17 protein-coding genes and 1 other RNA gene are annotated in these 16274 nt (G+C 46.4%); 9 read left to right on the top strand and 9 right to left on the bottom strand.

All coding sequences use genetic code 11. The features are described from left to right. Nucleotides 1–130: 130 nt before the first annotated feature. Nucleotides 131–316 carry a hypothetical protein gene (locus tag ABXS70_RS16105; RefSeq protein WP_342555298.1) on the bottom strand — a complete coding sequence of 62 codons (186 nt, stop codon included), beginning with the start codon at nt 314–316 and terminating at the stop codon, nt 131–133. 3 nt (nt 317–319) lie between these two features. After that, nucleotides 320–553: a hypothetical protein gene (locus ABXS70_RS16100; RefSeq protein ID WP_090924721.1), complete on the bottom strand. Its 234-nt coding sequence runs from the start codon at nt 551–553 to the stop codon at nt 320–322. A gap of 163 nt (nt 554–716) precedes the next feature. Here ABXS70_RS16100 and ABXS70_RS16095 point away from each other — a divergent pair, with 163 nt between their 5' ends. Next, nucleotides 717–914 (top strand): cold shock domain-containing protein, encoded by a 198-nt coding sequence (locus ABXS70_RS16095; protein ID WP_056700251.1) that lies wholly within the window; start codon nt 717–719, stop codon nt 912–914. Nucleotides 915–1024: 110 nt separating this feature from the next. On the opposite strand, the gene ABXS70_RS16090 is transcribed toward ABXS70_RS16095, so the two are convergent. Together ABXS70_RS16090 and ABXS70_RS16085 are read right to left on the bottom strand one after the other, a co-directional pair. Further along, entirely contained in the window at nt 1025–2197 is a 1173-nt protein-coding gene (locus tag ABXS70_RS16090) for an MFS transporter (RefSeq protein WP_342555299.1), read from the bottom strand. 47 nt (nt 2198–2244) lie between these two features. Further along, a complete protein-coding gene (locus ABXS70_RS16085; protein WP_342555300.1) occupies nt 2245–3585 on the bottom strand; it encodes a multi antimicrobial extrusion protein MatE in 1341 nt (446 codons plus the stop codon). A gap of 180 nt (nt 3586–3765) precedes the next feature. Between ABXS70_RS16085 and ABXS70_RS16080 the strand changes: the two genes are divergently transcribed. Together ABXS70_RS16080 and pfkA are read left to right on the top strand one after the other, a co-directional pair. Then, nucleotides 3766–4845 (top strand): tetraprenyl-beta-curcumene synthase family protein, encoded by a 1080-nt coding sequence (locus ABXS70_RS16080; RefSeq protein ID WP_342555301.1) that lies wholly within the window; start codon nt 3766–3768, stop codon nt 4843–4845. A gap of 53 nt (nt 4846–4898) precedes the next feature. Next, a complete protein-coding gene (gene pfkA, locus ABXS70_RS16075) occupies nt 4899–5870 on the top strand; it encodes a 6-phosphofructokinase (RefSeq protein WP_342555302.1) in 972 nt (323 codons plus the stop codon). Between the two features lie 96 nt (nt 5871–5966). Here pfkA and ABXS70_RS16070 read toward each other — a convergent pair whose 3' ends face one another. The 4 genes from ABXS70_RS16070 to ABXS70_RS16055 form a co-directional block, all read right to left on the bottom strand. Then, nucleotides 5967–7331 (bottom strand): MATE family efflux transporter, encoded by a 1365-nt coding sequence (locus ABXS70_RS16070; RefSeq protein WP_366296668.1) that lies wholly within the window; start codon nt 7329–7331, stop codon nt 5967–5969. Between the two features lie 262 nt (nt 7332–7593). Then, on the bottom strand, nt 7594–8778 hold the full coding sequence (locus ABXS70_RS16065) for a putative glycoside hydrolase (protein ID WP_342555303.1): 1185 nt from the start codon (nt 8776–8778) through the stop codon (nt 7594–7596). Between the two features lie 163 nt (nt 8779–8941). Continuing rightward, nucleotides 8942–9130: a hypothetical protein gene (locus tag ABXS70_RS16060; protein ID WP_216513268.1), complete on the bottom strand. Its 189-nt coding sequence runs from the start codon at nt 9128–9130 to the stop codon at nt 8942–8944. A gap of 174 nt (nt 9131–9304) precedes the next feature. Then, a complete protein-coding gene (locus ABXS70_RS16055; RefSeq protein WP_342555304.1) occupies nt 9305–10126 on the bottom strand; it encodes a YitT family protein in 822 nt (273 codons plus the stop codon). Between the two features lie 304 nt (nt 10127–10430). Between ABXS70_RS16055 and ABXS70_RS16050 the strand changes: the two genes are divergently transcribed. The 4 genes from ABXS70_RS16050 to ABXS70_RS16035 all read left to right on the top strand — a co-directional run bounded on the left by ABXS70_RS16050 (nt 10431) and on the right by ABXS70_RS16035 (nt 13895). Further along, nucleotides 10431–12008 (top strand): DEAD/DEAH box helicase, encoded by a 1578-nt coding sequence (locus tag ABXS70_RS16050; protein WP_342555305.1) that lies wholly within the window; start codon nt 10431–10433, stop codon nt 12006–12008. Nucleotides 12009–12209: 201 nt separating this feature from the next. Then, nucleotides 12210–13031, top strand: a complete 822-nt coding sequence (locus tag ABXS70_RS16045; RefSeq protein ID WP_342555306.1) for a DUF624 domain-containing protein — start codon at nt 12210–12212, stop codon at nt 13029–13031. A gap of 51 nt (nt 13032–13082) precedes the next feature. After that, a non-coding RNA gene (gene ssrS, locus ABXS70_RS16040) (6S RNA) lies at nt 13083–13273 on the top strand. Nucleotides 13274–13502: 229 nt separating this feature from the next. After that, on the top strand, nt 13503–13895 hold the full coding sequence (locus ABXS70_RS16035) for a DUF1499 domain-containing protein (RefSeq protein WP_342555307.1): 393 nt from the start codon (nt 13503–13505) through the stop codon (nt 13893–13895). Nucleotides 13896–13968: 73 nt separating this feature from the next. Here ABXS70_RS16035 and tpx read toward each other — a convergent pair whose 3' ends face one another. Beyond that, complete coding sequence (tpx, locus tag ABXS70_RS16030; RefSeq protein ID WP_342555308.1) at nt 13969–14487, bottom strand: thiol peroxidase; 519 nt, start codon at nt 14485–14487, stop codon at nt 13969–13971. Nucleotides 14488–14636: 149 nt separating this feature from the next. Here tpx and ABXS70_RS16025 point away from each other — a divergent pair, with 149 nt between their 5' ends. Then, nucleotides 14637–15263: a rhomboid family intramembrane serine protease gene (locus tag ABXS70_RS16025; RefSeq protein WP_342555309.1), complete on the top strand. Its 627-nt coding sequence runs from the start codon at nt 14637–14639 to the stop codon at nt 15261–15263. Nucleotides 15264–15334: 71 nt separating this feature from the next. After that, nucleotides 15335–16246 (top strand): LysR family transcriptional regulator, encoded by a 912-nt coding sequence (locus ABXS70_RS16020; protein ID WP_366289121.1) that lies wholly within the window; start codon nt 15335–15337, stop codon nt 16244–16246. The last annotated feature ends 28 nt before the right edge of the window (nt 16247–16274 follow it).

The raw sequence follows: 16274 nt of genomic DNA, 5'->3' as shown, positions 1-16274 counted from the left end.
AACGGCCTTCCTCCTTACCATACGAGTAACTCAGAACAATTCATTCCCAATAACTTCGTATAGTATGACCTGGGCACAGCCGAAATATTTGAGTGCCTTGATTTGCTTACAGACACGTCCAGTGTTTGTATCAGGCTCCCATGTTATAAAGGTAATATACGATTAGAAAAAAGGCGAAGCAGACGAGCAGCGTAGCGATCAGAGCCATTCCCCTTCTTAGACGATCCGGGACAGAATTACGTCCCAGAATGAGCGAAAAACCGAGTGCGAAGGCAAGGATAATAAAGATAACAACATTGCCTGAATCAAGCTGCATCGATTAAACTCCCTTGAAGGCTGCCATCAGCGCACGCCATTCCTCTTCGCGATTCTCGAAATCCTCCTTTGGAAAGCGACGCTCAGCCCAGTGCATTAACGCAGGGCGGCTGAGGAAGGTGTGGCATTCTTCGCCCCATTCTTCGGAAATTTCCCGCAGAACGAGATACTTTCCTTGCACTTCTACAGTCATCATATTCCACTTGTCTGTTTTGTATATTTCGTGTTTTTTTATCATAGGTAGTCTCCAAACTAACGGTTTTGGTAAAATGATACCGTACCCTGTGATGCAAAGCAAATTTTTTCATCATTTACGGAAAAGATAAATTGCAAAATGGAAGCCCATACAGTATAATGAGGTTATTCGCCATAGATGGCGATATTTTTAGGAGGTTGTTCATTTGAAAGGTACAGTTAAATGGTTTAACGCAGAAAAAGGCTATGGCTTTATTTCAGTTGAAGGCGGCGAGGACGTATTCGTACATTTCTCCGCAATCCAAGGCGACGGCTTCAAAACATTGGAAGAAGGTCAAGCGGTAGAATTCGAAATCACTGATGGAAACCGTGGTCCTCAAGCAGCTAACGTAACTAAATTGTAAGATTTTTCCGTTTTGCACGGACTTCTTATAAATGATCGATTATAGCTGAATATAACAAACACAAGCACAGTCCCCATAACGGAGACTGTGCTTTTTTTGGCTTTCCAAACCTAGGACGAACGATGGGTTAGTGTACGCAGCAGTTTGATACCAAACCCGATCAGGGCTGCCATGGCAAAAGCCATTGCTGTAAGATAAAACGTCTGACGTCCAGTATGCTCCAGCAGTAATCCACCCAAGGTTCCGCTCAGAAGTCCGGATGCGCTCGACCAGACAATGGTGAACAGAGCCATGCCTGTTGCACGGTAATCGTCCGGGACCAGCCGGGTGATATAACGAACTGCGGTGACGTAGAAGATACCGAAGGTTACGCTGTGCATCGTCTGTATAAGAACAACCGCAGTGGGGGTATGCGAGACGGACATAAACAGTAAACGAATCGTATACATAAGGGCTGCAAAAGCCAGAAGCGGAAGCTCTTTATACTTGTTTCCATACTTGCTAAGGAGCAAAAATATCGGGATTTCACTCACAGAGGAGATGAGCAGGGACCAGCCGATCAATCCTTCACTGGCGCCCAAGTCTTTCAGGGTAATCGTCAGAAATGCTTCGTTCATTCGATGTCCCATGGCGAGCAGAAACACACAGGCGAAGAAGGTAAGAACATCTCTTCGCTTCAGAATGGCCCACAATCCCGATAATTCCATTCTGCTGCCGCCTCCCGACGGCTGATCCCGCAATTGAAAGCTGATCAGTAAAGTTACAGCGGCAAGACTGATGCAGATCCACATCGTCCATTGGGAGCCAAACGAGCCAAGAACATAACCAATGCTGAGTGCGAAAAAAGCGTACCCAATCGAACCGAACACCCGAATAGAGGTGAAGTTGCGGCCGTATTTGTTTGCCGTTGTAATCGCCATCGTATCGGAAAGCGGATAGACTGGATAATAGAAAAAGTAAAATAGGGTCACCAGAACAAATACTTCGCCAAACGATGATGCATTGGCAAGCAGGACACCGGTAATGAATTGACCGCCAAGCAGTATGATCATTACTTTTCGTACCGTTTTGTATTTGTCGCTGGCCATACTCCAGAACATATTGGAGAACACGGAGATGAGTGGACCAATGCCGTACAGATAACCAATCTCGGCGGCACTAAAGCCAAGGTGACTGAAGTAGAGCTGGAAGTAGGATACCACCAATGCGGTTGAGCCGAAGATGGTAAACATCAGTGCCCGAAGCCAGTTCTGATCTGGCCGGGCGGTATAACTTGATTTCATGATGAGAGACTCCAATCTTGAATTCGATTCAGGTATTCAGAGAACGATTAGCCTTTCAGGGATGAAGAACCGCGAGAAGGCGGTACAGACATCGTTGGTTCTTTTTGCGTGCGCCGGATCACGAGCCATACAATAACCAGCTCTGCGAGCAGACCCAGCGATTGGGCGGCTGCCCCGATTATGCCGTTCCATGCCGGGAAAATGCTGACCAGAATAAGCAGCACAATAATGGTGCAGATGGCATTCGCGCTTTGCGAACGAAACATCGTCTTGGTCTGACCACGGAGCAGAATTAGACCATTACTGAAATCCAGAAAAGGAGAGATCAGCGGGAAGAGCACAAACGCGCGGAGGGTCCAGAGACTTTGCTCCAGCAGCTGGCCTTGAACGCTCATGATATTTTCGAATACCCATGGCCCCAGTGGCGTGTACGCAATGGTTACAGTCATAGCGAACGGAATAAAACCTGTAACAAGCGCGAACTTTTTAACGAGTTTGGCATCAATTAGATAGAAGTTGAGCACGATCTGATGAATATAGGTAAAAAAGCTCAGCATGAGCTGCATCAGACTGCTGGCTACAGCAAAGGAAGAGATTGCGAGTGCAATCCCGGTTGTTTTGCCGAGCACGATGTTAATCACAGGTCCGATAAAAAGGGCTACAAAGCTCGATAGCAGCAGTGGTTTATAAAAACGGTATACATCGCTTTTGTTCTCCACAGGATGTTCTTCGAGTTTGGCTGGCATTTTGCGCATAATGCTGCTGCCCTCCAAATAGCTGACAAGCGCTTCAATCATCATTCCTGCAGCAAAGATGATAGCGCCTACACGACCGCTGTTAATGCTGTCTGTATAGATGAAATACAGGGATAGACCATACATACCTGCCAAGCGAAATATCATCCCGATGGTGAGCCATTTGGTTCGGTTATTTGTGATAATAATGCCCTGATAGATATTACGGATGACTGAAAAAATACTGACATACATCAGAATCTCATATACGTCGATGACTTTACCGAGCAGGTCCGGGCTTACGCCAAATAAATATTTAAACACCCCGGTACCAACGGGAGAGTAAACAATAAGGAATCCGATCAGAAGCACACAGGCCAAAAATATTTTGGTCACAAATGTCAAAGCCTGAAAAGAGAGGCGGTCACGAACCAGCGCAGAACAGGTTTGGCGCAGCAGGGTGGAGGGACGCTCCGTGAGGGTCAGCAGACTTCCGGCTATGGCATAACTTGCAATAACAGTCTCGGGATGGGCAGAACGTGCCAGGGTGCTGTTGATAATCACGTGCGATATTGTTACGAGAGAGGCGGAGATGCCAAGCGGCACAAAAAAAGAAAATAACCGTCTCCACGAAAGTGGTTCACCTGACGACATGTCAACGACTCCTTTGATGGATAGAAATATGCATAGTATAACATAAAGCTTTAGGTGGCGATGCGATTTTTTACGCGGTTTATGCGGCATATCATTTGTACAATTAAGGGGATCATATTATAATAGGAATGGTTAAAATCGCTCTAATACGTATTCAACCAAAGTGGAGGCACATTTATTTTGAGCCAATCAAATCGAAAACGTCATCAGTACCCGCGAGGACCGCTGGCATTGATGAGAGGGGTGTACAAATACACCATTCCGGAAACGCGTAAGGCATTGGATGCGTGGCGTGCTCAGGCCGAGACGATTCCCAATGAGGAATTGCGTACGCAAGCCCTTGCCAGTCTAAGAGATAAACAATTCCACTGTGAGGGTGGAACTGTCTATGCTTTGGCAGATATGCCGAACAGGCACATTCTTATTCCGCTGATCGTTTCATATCAAACCATAAGTGATTATTTGGACAATCTGTGTGACCGCAGCACTTCGATGGACCCGGATGATTTTCGTCTGCTTCATCAATCTATGCTTGATGCGGTAGATCCCGAAGCTGTGCCCGTCAATTACTATGAACTCCGTGAGGATCAGGATGACGGTGGATATCTGCGGAATCTGGTGACGACATGTCAGGAGTTGACCCGTCAGCTGCCGGGATATGCGTCAGCCAAGCCCCAAATACAGGATCTGGCAGGCCTATACACGGACCTGCAGGTATATAAGCACATCAAACCGGAACTGAGAGAAACGGCCTTGCTCGAATGGTGGTCGGAGCATCGTCACCGCACACCTCAGTTTCGTTGGAACGAATTTGCCGCTGCTACTGGCTCTACACTGGGTGTATTTATGCTGTTCCTCGCTGCAAGTGATGATCAGCTGACCGAAGAGCAGGCGGTTTCAATTCACACTGCCTATTTCCCGCACGTATGCGCATTACATATCATGCTCGATTATTTAATCGATCAGGATGAGGATCGTGTTGGAGGGGATCTCAATTTCTGCAATTACTACGAGAATGAAGAGATGATGCTGGACCGAATTGCTTTTATTGTGGAAATGGCTCGCAGTGATGTGCAGAAGATTCCGGGAACTGCGTTTCACCGGATGATCATTGAAGGACTAATAGCCATTTACCTGTCTGATCCCAAAGTCAGCGAACAGCAGGAAGTTCGCATTGTGTCCAAACGTCTGATGAAGAACAGTCCGGTTACACGCGTGTTTTTCTTCATTTTCAGCCGCTGGATACGAAAGCATATGTAAGTCAGGCGTGTAATTGCGGTGCCTGAAGTGAAACTAGAGGAGGAAGAAACATCATGACAGCAGTAAAAAAAATCGCAGTTTTAACAAGCGGTGGTGATTCCCAGGGGATGAACGCAGCCGTTCGTGCGGTTGTTCGCAGCGGACTATTTCACGGATTAGAAGTGTTTGGTATTCAGCGCGGATATCAAGGGCTTTTGAACAATGACATTTTCCCAATGGATTTGCGGAGTGTAGGGGATATTATCCAGCGCGGGGGAACCGTTCTGCAATCTGCACGTTGTAAAGAGTTTTATACCGCTGAAGGCCAGCAAAAAGGAGCAGATATTTTGCGGGCGCGCGGTATTGATGGTCTCATTGTCATCGGAGGAGACGGTTCTTATCACGGAGCGAACAAACTGAGCAAGCTTGGCATTAATACCATGGGTCTGCCAGGGACGATTGACAATGACATCTCATTCACTGATTACACCATCGGCTTTGATACATCGGTAAGCGTCGTGGTTGATGCAGTAAACAAACTGCGTGACACGATGTCTTCGCATGAACGTTCTTCCATCGTCGAGGTTATGGGTCGTCACTGCGGTGATATTGCGCTGCATGCCGGACTTGCTTCGGGAGCGGAAACGATTTTGGTGCCGGAAGTACCATTTGACATGGATGAGGTAGCTGAGCGGATGAAAGCTAACTTTGCACATGGCAAGCGTCACAGTATCATCATCGTTGCTGAAGGTGTTGGTAAAGGGGAAGATGTAGCAAAAGAATTAATGGAACGCTGCCCGACGTATGAACCGCGTGTTACCGTTCTTGGACACATTCAGCGTGGGGGTACACCAACACCGTTTGACCGCAACCTGGCAAGCCGCTTGGGCGACTTTGCTGTTCGAAGCCTGATTGCTGGCGAAACGGACAAAGGGTGCGGCATCATTAAAGGCGAGCTCGTTCTAACGGACATTGATAAAGTCGTAAATACGAAAAAAGTGTTCGATATGGAAACGTACGAGCTTGCGCAGCGCTTGTCTCAATAATTCTTCTAACCAAAAAAGCACAACCCCGCATCAAACGGGGTGTGCTTTTTTGGTTTTGACAGGATGTACCTTCCCAGCATAATCAAAAATGAGAAGTCAGGATAGAGAAAGCTTACGTATGAGCTCGAGCTTTTTCTGTACCCTGAAAAGCCTCCACAGGAGCGCAGTGGCTCCAACGGCAAGTCCGGCAATAAGACCAACCCAGTATCCAAAGGCCCCCAGTGACGTGTAGGTTGCTGTGAAGTATCCAACGGGAAGACCAATAATCCAGTACGCAATAAAAGTAATCAGAAGCGCTGGATTCACATCCTTATATCCGCGCAGTGCTCCCTGTGTCGGAGTAGCAATTGCATCTGAGATCTGGAAGAAAATCGCATAGATCAGGAAATGCTGCGTCAGCGTAATGACTTCCTGTTCATTAGAGTAAACACCTGCAATCTGTTCTCCGAACACGAGCAGGACAACGGCTGTAAGTAGAGAAAGTAAGGCAGCGCCGCCGATGCCTATCAGACTATACTGTTTGGCATCTTTGAGTCGTCCGGCCCCATTTTCAAAACCGACCAGAATAGTGAGTGCCATGCAGATGCTCACAGGTAACATATAGAGCGTCGAGGCAAAGTTCAGTGCTGCCTGATGTGCGGCAATTGTAACTGTATCGAATCGGCTCATCAGCAAAGTAACTGCGGCGAAGATGGACGTTTCAAAGAAGGTTGCAAACCCGATGGGAACCCCGATGACCAGCAGTTCCTTCCATTTGCTAAAAGAGATCCGTGACCATTGGCGGAAAATCCCGTACTGGGCAAAAGGCTCCATTCGATGGGCGAAAAAGAGGCTGATCAGAAAAATAAGCCAGTATGTAAAAGCTGTGGCTGCACCTGCGCCAACCCCTCCTAGTTGAGGAAAGCCCCAGCGTCCAAAGATCAGCAGATAATTCAGTAAAATATTAACGGGCAGGGAAACCAGCGTGATCAGCATAGTGGTTCGTGTCTGGCCAAGCGAGTCCATGAAGCTGCGCAGCACCGTGTAGCCGAACAGCGGCATAATGCCGAAAGCGAGTGCGCACAAAAAGTAAAAAGCAACATTTGCAACATGCGGCTCCAGCGGCATTCCTTTTAAAATAGGGCCCAGGAGAAGCGCGCCAGCACCAAGCACGATCAAGCCGACGGCAAAACCAAGATAAAGAGCCTGAATCACGCTGTGTCCAATCTGATCGTGGCGACGGGAGCCGAGCAGATGAGAGACGACAGGTGTGATCCCCATCAAAATTCCGCTTAGACCGGTTTGCACAGGCATCCACAGACTTGTTCCGATTGCCACGCCTGCAAGGTCAGCGGGGGAGAACTTTCCGGACATATTCGTATCGAAAAAAGACATGGCCGAAAGGGCAATCTGAGTGGTGAAGATAGGCAAAAATATAATCAAAAACTGTTTGATTTTTTGCGCAAAACTCGTTGTGGTCATATTCACAGAAACTGCCTCGCGATCTATATCGTTATCATGCTGATGTCACATCAGACAGCTATTAATTGTAGAGGATTTTTACGGTTTTGAATAGTCCAGTTGGAAGGAGAGGGTTCCACCTAAGGGATGGAAGGATGTCGAGCGGTTAAAAAACCTCGTTCCGTTACAAACGGGACGAGGCTGCAGCAGTAATATTATCCTGGGTTTGATGCTTGAAGTGAAATGAACTCTACTATAATAGTAACCATAATTATAAGTGCGATTATTTGTACTGTACTCCGGGCGTGTAACGGTTAGATGCATTCCACAGCAGATACTCGTCCACATCCATTTCTTTCATGGCTCGAATCTGTTCCTCTATCTGCTTTTTGCCGTATTTTATATAATGTCCGCTGCCCAGCCAGCTTGCAGTGAAGTCTTGAATCCATGGGCGAATAACCGGTTTGAGTTCTTTCGTAGGGTCCAGTTTCTTATGAGTGTCCTTCATAGAACCTTTAATGGTAGTGTAGGGATCTTTGTCAGGGTCCTTCACGCCATACCAGCCGGTTGAATAATGACTGGGATATACCATAGGCGAGATGACATCGACGTTCTCCGAAATTTTCACAAAGTCCTGCCCGATTCCTTCGGCTGCCGGTACGGAGGCTGCATAACCAAAGATATCTACCGAGACGCGAACGCCAAGTGGTGCAAGTTCTTTACGTGCATACTGCACAAATTCGGCGACTACGTCCACTCGTGATTGGTCGGTCTGGGTATATTTCAGTTTGTCCGCACGTGTCTCGAAACCCTCGGGAAATCGAACGTAGTCAAACTGAATTTCTTTGAAACCAAGCTTCGCAGCTTCCTTGGCGATTTCAACGTTATAATCCCAAACTTCCTTGCTGTATGGGTTCACGAAGCTGTCTCCTTTGCCGTTGGCCCAAACGGAGCCGTCCTTGTTTTGGAAGGAGAGCTCAGGATTCTTTTTGGCTAGAATCGTATCTTTAAACACCACGATGCGTGCAATGGGATAAACGTCGTGTTTCTCCAGCCTTTTCATCAAAGCATCCATGTCACGGATGAAGGATTTGGTTTCGCCCATTGTGTTCAGCGCTTTATTTTCAGAAGGGTAGGTTATGTATCCAAGATCGTCTTTGATATCAATGACCATTGCATTCAGCTCAGTCTGATCGGTCAGCTCAAGGAGCTGCTTCATTCGTGCGCCACCCGCGCTGTACGCTGTGACGTATATTCCTTTAACAACCGGTGCATCGGGCTGGGGATCCACTTTGGCGGGAGGGTTGTCAGCGTCGACGATGACCTGATCCTGCTGCGATTGAATGATAGCCGTGTTTAAACTGCTGCTGAGCGAACCCGGAGGGGGATGACCGGCCTGATCCTGTACTGCAGATGGAGCACCGAAGCTGCCAAAGGCAAAAGCGAATAGAGCCCACAGTATATTCATATATTTACCACTCCTTCATGTGAATTCTTTGATAAAATTATACAGCAAAGCCTCTGGGCTTTTAACCATAATCCTCCTTTTATGAAACATGTGGAAAAAATAAAAAACCGCTTCCCGACGAAGGGAATCCTCGTCTAGAAGCGGCGTGATCAATCTGAAAAAATTATTGAATATACACATCATTCTGATGCTCGCAAATACTGTACTGAACGATTTCCATTGCATCTCCCTGTTCCAGGATGCCCAGCCCATCCCGGAGCACAATCAGCGAGTCGAGTTCATTCGGTTTCAAGAAAGGGAGCATTTCCGGGCACCATTTGTTGACAATTTCAAACAGTTTTACCGTTTCCATATCCACAATAATCACCCTTTCCTACTCGAATTCCAAAATGGTAAGTCATTCGGCGCGAATCGGGAAAGCATATGGCTTGTGAAAAGTAAAGGTCATGAACCTGCTATACAACATATTTAAGAGCGGTGCACCATTATTATACCACAAACTTGTGAATTGTTAACGGGCATGTGTCTAGCTGCGGCGGAAGGAGCCCATAACTCCAACGGTTTCCACAATGTTAACGAATGCCTTTGGATCGGTTTCTTTGATGATTCGTTTAATCTCAACCAGTTCATAACGTGTTGTCACAGTCATTAACATATCCTTTTCTATGTCGGTGTATGCCCCTTGGGTTTTAATTTTAGTAACCCCGCGAGGGCGGCTGAGCAGTTTTTTGAGCATCGCTTCAGTCTCATTCGTAATGATGTACAAGGTGACCTTAACGTGACTGATGTGAATAAGATCCAGCACTTTCCCTGTGACATAGATTGAAACCATGGAAGCGAGCGCGATGTTCCAGTTATTATTAAGATAACCGGCAAGGAGGATGATGGCTCCATTCATCCCTGCCATAACCGTACCGATCGGGAAGTCACGATTCCTTGTGAATATAGAACCGACAATATCCAACCCTCCCGTAGAGCCGCCAACCCGGAAAGACACGCCTGTACCGATCCCGACCAGTACACCGCCGAACACACAGCTTAACAATGGGTCGGTTGCGACAACAGAAACAGGCAGCAGGCCAATAAACCAGGATGTGGCTGCTACCGATACAATGCTCAATATAATGAAACGTCGTCCAAGAATAAACCAACCTGCAATGAGCAGAGGAATGTTAAGAACAAAATACATTATACTAAGATTCAGATTGGTAAAGTATCCTAATAGCATGGAAATTCCGGATACTCCGCCGCTCAGAAGCTGATGGGGAACCAAAAACCAGTTAAAGCCGCAGGCAATCGCTGCAGCACCCAAAATGATCACTAAAGAGTGCCAAATTATTTTGGGCAATTTAATCACCTCATTTTTATTTAAAACCAGATTGCTGGTAATCTAGAATAGTTTTATGATATAATGATTTGTGGATATTCTTGAGTAGGAAACTTTTCCCAAATCGAAAGCTAAAATTTGAAATGTTTCAAACGCATGATTGTAGTTTTAGTCTTATGTTGGGGACCCATTCATGGAATTATGTTCGTTCGTGAAAATAATTCGTCCCATTGGGATACCCTATAAATATTAACGCTACTTAAGAATACAGACAACAAAGTGGATTGTCCACCATGTCCACCATATAAAAGGAGTATGAATAATTTTGACAAATTTAAATTTCTCAGATTTCAATCTTGAACCACTGGTGCTGCAGGCCATCACTGAGCTCGGGTTTGAAGAAGCAACACCGATTCAATCCAAATCAATCCCTTTTGCACTCGAAGGAAGAGATTTGATCGGTCAAGCTCAGACAGGTACAGGTAAAACAGCAGCATTCGGTATTCCGTTGATCAGCAAAATCTCCAAGACGGATGATAAAATCCGCGCCCTCATTATGGCACCTACACGTGAACTTGCGATCCAAGTCGCTGAAGAGATCGAAAAACTTACTCGCTTCAAAGGTCTGCGCTCCCTGCCAATCTACGGCGGACAAGATATCGTACGCCAGATTCGTGCATTGAAAAGAAAACCACAGATTATCATCGGTACGCCAGGACGTCTCCTTGACCACATCAACCGCAAAACAATCAAACTTGATGATGTACAAACTGTTGTATTGGACGAAGCAGATGAAATGCTCGACATGGGATTCATGGAGGATATTCAATCCATCCTGAAACAAGTTCCGGACGAACGTCAAACGATGCTGTTCTCTGCAACAATGCCTCCTAACATTCAAAAATTGGCTCAACAATTCTTGACTAATCCAGAACACGTTTCTGTTATCCCTAAACAAGTCAGCGCTCCGTTGATCGATCAGGCTTATATCGAAGTTCCTGAGCGTCAAAAATTCGAAGCTCTCAGCCGTTTGCTGGATATGGAATCCCCAGAACTGGCTATCGTATTTGGACGTACAAAGCGTCGTGTTGATGAATTGGCTGAAGCTTTGCAAAAACGTGGATATTCAGCTGACGGTCTGCATGGTGACTTGTCTCAAAATCAACGTGATACGGTAATGCGTAAGTTCCGTGACGGCAGCATTGATGTACTCGTTGCAACAGACGTAGCAGCTCGTGGTCTCGACGTATCCGGCGTAACCCACGTTGTGAACTTTGACCTTCCGCAAGATCCTGAAAGTTATGTTCACCGTATTGGCCGTACAGGTCGTGCGGGTAAAGAGGGTGCTGCATGGTCTTTCGTAACACCGCGTGAGATTGATCACCTGCACTTCATCGAGCGTGTAACACGTCACCGTATTCCGCGTAAACCACTGCCAACAATGGCAGAAGCGGTTGAAGGAAAACAACGTGTTACAGCTGAACGTCTCCTCGAGATCGTTCAATCCGGTGAGCTCAATGAATACAAAGGAATTGCCATTCAGATGCTGGAGCAGTACGATTCCGTACAATTGCTGTCCGCAGCTCTGAAACTTCTGACAGGCGACAAAAAAGACGCTCAGGTTGATCTGACTCCTGAAGATCCAATCCGTGCTAAACGCCGCAGACCAGATGTTCGCTCCGGCGGACGTAAACCATCAGGTTACAGCGGCAACCGCAGTGGCGGAGGCGGAGGTGGTTACAACCGTGATCGCAACAGCGGCGGAGGCGGACGTGGCGGTTATAACCGTGACCGCAACAGCGGCGGAAGCGGAAGCAGAGAAGGCGGCTACAATCGTGACCGCAAACCGCGTCCGAGCAGCAATGAAGGACGTCGTCCGGCAAGAGACAACTCTTTCGAATAAGGCTAACATGTAATAAGGATGGGGCAGGAAGCTGCTCCATCTTTTTTACTTTGTAAATGTTCATAGACTTTCCATTTATTAGATTCACCCGGGTTGTTTCGAGTGATCTTCTTTCGGGAAGTGCTGGCTTTTCCTCTATATAATAAGGTATATTAATATTAGACTTCAGGTTACACGCAAGGTACGGAGGAGGAGAAATGTTTGGAATTTAAAGGAGCTATGGGCGGGCTTTACCGGCTGACAGAATGGATTACGAGACTGGCCGCAAGCAATCTCTTGTGGGCGATCTGTTCGTCGCCGTTCTTGTTTTTCATGATCATGAAACTGCTCGTGATGCAGCAGAACCTCGCCAACGAATCATTACAAATGAACTGGGCTATAGCCATTGTGGCACCGCTTACACTGTTTCCGGCGACGTCAGCTTTGTTCACGGTTGTTCGTAAATGGAATATGGGAGATACAGATGTACCCATTTTCCGTACGTTCTTCACAGGTTACAAGGAAAACTACAAACAAAGTTTAATCGGGGGTATTTTTTACACACTGCTGTTCGCTATTATGTATCTGGATTATACGGTATATATGACGCAGTTCCGCAACATGCAGCTTGTCGGAATTATTATGCTCGTGCTGCTCCTGCTGCTGTTTGTGTCCTTGTTTAACTTCTTCTCGATGGTCGTGCACTATCACATGTCGATCGGACTCATTATCAAAAATGCAGTTTTGCTGACGCTGATTCGACCTTTCCGTGTGTTTTCCACACTGCTGGGCAGCGGGCTGCTGTTCTATTTCGGATTGCGGTACCCGGTATTGTTCATCTTTTTCATTATGAGTATTGTGGCCTGGTTTGCGTTCTTTAACTTCTATGCAACTTACAACAAGATGCAGGAGCAGATGCAAAAGATGCAGCTGCAGAAGGAAGAAGAAGAGGCGGCAGCGCAGGCTGAGAAATCAGCTGATGATGAGGAAGAGGCGAAAGTTTCTGAACCTGCTGGCAATAAAGAATTTACACAGCATAAATAAAACATGGCTGTATGGCATTTACTTTTTACACAGTTAGGGATATAATAATTGTACATCCTGCGATGTACGTTTCGGTTATTCGTTGTTTTGAACCAATGATGATGTCTTCGGGAGATTAACACAAAGTGTTGCTGAAAAGCCCTGTCTATACGACATGGGGACTTCAAACGCATTTTTGCAGTCACCCACCTGCCAAGCAGGTTCATAAGACAATGTAGCCGGACGGCATAGGCGGGTTTCTAAATTTTTATGATGTACAGCACCCTGACTTTTCCTTCTTACCAAGGAAGTTAGGGTGTTTTTATGTTGATTTATGGACAGTTCCGAGAAAGGGCGTTGAAGCAGCAGTGTTGACGTTCAGTTGAACAGATGTATTTTTGTTAAATATGATGCTTACCCTTTTGTTACTACTTGAACAATGTTACACTAGAATACATAAATGGAACGGTTACACTCAAAGGAGGAAGGGTCTTGACCTTAAAGAGAACGCTCGTCGGTATCATCCGAAGTATGGAGGGAACCAGCGATCGAGCCAAGGATCCCAAATTAAAAACACGGTATTACAATTTATCAAAAGATAAAGCCTGGGAAGAAGTGTCTTCAACACTAAAAAAAATTCCGGGTTATAAAGTGCTGCACGAAGTGCATTCGGTGGGTGAGATTATACTGGAGAAACGCACAACGTTTGGACGCACAATGGATATCACCGTTTCTATCATTTCAGTAAGTCCTGTGCGGAGCGCAGTGGATATGTATTCTGCTTCCCGCGGATCGCTGGGGGATCTTGGTTCAAACTACCGTACAATTATGAACTTATTCTCCGTACTGGATAAGAAACTGAGCAAGTATAAGGTGAACGAGTGAAATAACGGATAGGATAAAAAAGCGAGAGAAGGATGACCTTCCTCGCTTTTATTCTGCGCATATAAAACTTGTTTTAGAGCAAAGCTTTTACGGCAGCAATGGCCTGCTCGAAGTTAGGGGAGTCCGTCATTTCAGGCAGATACTCCACATATGTAATTTTGTCTTCGGCATCCAAAACAAAAATAGAACGCATATCAAGTTGGAACTCTTTGATCAGAACGCCATAGTTCTCGCCAAAGGAGCGTGTTTTGTAGTCGGATAGCGTGATCACGCGGTCGACACCTGCTGCACCGCACCAACGTTCTTGTGCGAATGGAAGGTCTACGCTGACGGTCAGAACAACGACGTTCTCTCCGAGATCAGCAGCTTCAACATTGAAGCGGCGAGTCTGTGCATCACATACGCCAGTGTCCAGAGAAGGAACAACGCTGATTAATTTGATTTTGCCTGCGAAGTCTTTCAAGGATGCATCTTCAATCAAGTTTTTGCTCACAGTGAAGTCAGGTGCTTGATCGCCCGCTTTCAGTTCGGGTCCGATCAATGTGATAGGGTTGCCTTTAAACGTGGCTGCGCCTTTGCGTTCTTGTGCCATAAATAATGTTCCTCCTTATAAATTGGTGATCCGTGCCAAAATCCATTATAATCTTTTATGAAAGGCATTGTCCAATCTGGACATGTACCATTCCTTGGTTTCGAAAAGAAGGTTTGATCTTAACAGGGTGGAGTGAAAGCAAAAAGTCTATGATATTTATCCGTTATGAAAATTGGAAAAGTTATTTGAAGTACTTCCCTTTGACGTCGATTCTTTTGATTGCAAATGTTGTTATGTTTTTCGTGTTAACTTTCAATGGCGGTTCGACAAACAGTTTGGTGCTGCTCAAGTATGGCGCGCTGACGAACTATGAATTGTTCGCTCAGGATTGGTGGCGTTACGTGACTTCCATCTTTCTGCATGCTGGCTTTGGCCATCTCCTGTTTAACAGTTTTGCGCTTATTGTATTTGCTCCGCCGATGGAGCGGCTTCTTGGATCGTTGAGGTACGGTGTTCTTTATCTCGGGGGAGGCGTGGTAGGTAACCTTCTTGCTGTGGCTTGGTACAATTCGGCTGGCGAGATTACGATTTCTGTAGGAGCATCAGGTGCAATCTATGCAGTGTATGGGGCATTTCTCTACGTAGCCTTGTTCCAGCGTACGATTATGGATGAAACCTCTCGCAAAACGCTGTACACACTGCTGCTGTTCGGGATTATTTTCTCCTTCGCAGTGTCAAACGTAAACTGGATGGCCCATTTGGGCGGTTTGATCGGGGGATTCTTTATTTATGGTTTGATCATTCGCTTGTGGAAACCCCGAATGCTTAAGAAATAGTTGGAGCGTTCTCAAGATGGAGTTCGGGCAAAGATATAGTAGGGTATAACAGATTGGAGCGATCAGAGCAAGTGGAATTAAGACAGTTGCATTATTTTCTTAAGGTGGCCCAGAAGGAGCATGTCACACAGGCGGCTGAAGAGCTGCACGTGGCACAATCTGCGGTCAGCAGGCAGATCCATCAGCTGGAAGAGGAACTGGGTGTCGATCTTTTTATGCAAAAAGGACGGAATCTGCAGTTAACTGCGGTAGGGCAGCTCTTTTGCAAGCGGGTTGAAGGCATTCTGAAGGATCTCGATAAAGCCGTTGGTGAGGTACATGAGTTTCTTGACCCGGAACATGGGGAAATTCGGATCGGTTTTCCGCATAGTCTGGGCATTCATCTGATTCCATCGGTAGTAGCTGCTTTTCGTCAAAAGTATCCCAATGTGAAATTCAGATTCAAGCAGGGGATGTATCCGACACTGATCAGAGATGTATTATCAGCTGAGGTGGATTTAGCGTTTATTTCCCCTTTTCCGGAAAAGCATGATCAGGTAGCCGGTGATGTTGTGCTTACCGAGGAACTGCATGCTATCTTACCGCCGAATCATCCCCTAGCAGGAGAAGAAAAGATCGCGCTGGAGCAGTTAAAGGATGATAAGTTTGTGCTCTTCAGCAAAGGTTATTCGCTGCGTCCGATTGTATGGCACGCCTGTCTGGAGGCCGGATTTACGCCGAAAATTGCGTTTGAAGGCGAAGAGACGGACACGATCCGTGGTTTGGTTGCCGCGGGCATGGGGGTCAGCCTGCTGCCGGAGATGGCCTTATTTCAGACGAATCCGCTGCGACCGGCTCATGTGGCGATTTCGCATCCTAAAGTAACCAGAACGATTGGACTGATCCATCGAGCTGATGATAAACTTCCTCTCGTTGCTCAGTCCTTCCGCTCGTTTTTGCTTCATTACTTTGGTTTACAGCAAAACAATACCCCCTCCAAATAATGGAGGGGGTATTGTTTCTTTATTTATG

The sequence above is a fragment of the Paenibacillus sp. AN1007 genome, from assembly GCF_040702995.1.
In the GTDB taxonomy this organism is placed as follows: domain Bacteria; phylum Bacillota; class Bacilli; order Paenibacillales; family Paenibacillaceae; genus Paenibacillus.
This window is presented reverse-complemented; position numbering and strand designations above follow the sequence as displayed.